The sequence below is a fragment of the Methylobacterium sp. WL18 genome (assembly GCF_008040015.1).
In the GTDB taxonomy this organism is placed as follows: Bacteria; Pseudomonadota; Alphaproteobacteria; order Rhizobiales; family Beijerinckiaceae; genus Methylobacterium; species Methylobacterium mesophilicum.
Genome location: NZ_VRVD01001230.1, coordinates 1 through 609, shown reverse-complemented (window position 1 = coordinate 609; position 609 = coordinate 1). Strand labels below are relative to the sequence as shown.

The 609-nt window shown below is 71.8% G+C and carries 2 pseudogenes; both read right to left on the bottom strand.

Annotated elements, in window-relative coordinates:
- Positions 1-105 (bottom strand): annotated as a pseudogene (locus FV228_RS34670) (transglutaminase family protein); the annotation flags it as partial.
- Positions 106-178: 73 nt separating this feature from the next.
- Positions 179-538, bottom strand: a pseudogene (gene larC, locus FV228_RS34665) (nickel insertion protein); the annotation flags it as partial.
- Between the last annotated feature and the right edge of the window lie 71 nt (positions 539-609).

Below are 609 nucleotides of genomic sequence, written 5' to 3'. Positions count from 1 at the left end.
GATGCGCACCAGCCCGTCGAGATCCGCCTGACGGGTCGCGTCGAACAGCCACCAGCGCCCGTCGAGATAGGCTTCGAACACCGCATGGAAATCGCTCGGCACGAGGGTCTGCCTGGCCCAGGGTATCGTCGGCCTCGGCCTTGGCGGTGCGCCCACCCGGCCGGTCCACCACCTTCACCCGGACCGGCCGGCCCTCCGGCGCGACCGTGACAGCCTCCCGGTCGAGCACCGCACGCACGACCCGGTGGTGGCGCAGCCCGATCGTCGTGGTCTCGCGGAAGCAGGCCGCGATCGCCGCCTCCAGGTTATCGGGCTGCACCAGGGCCTGGATATGGGCCATCATCCGGCCCTTCTTGCCCAGCACCGGCATCTGCACGACGTCGCGCATGCCGGGCTGCGCGCGCAGGCGGTCGAGGCCCATGGCCAGATCCTCCCCCGACTGGTCGTCGATCTCGAACGCGATCACCGCCAGGTCGTCCCGGCCCGGATGGCCGGTGGAGGTCTCCCCCAGCACGAGGGCGCGCAGGCAATTGCTCAGGCCCGGCAGGACCTTCGTGCCGAAGCCGATCCCGCTCGGCCCGAGCGTGCCGGGCGGGATCGGCTTCGGCA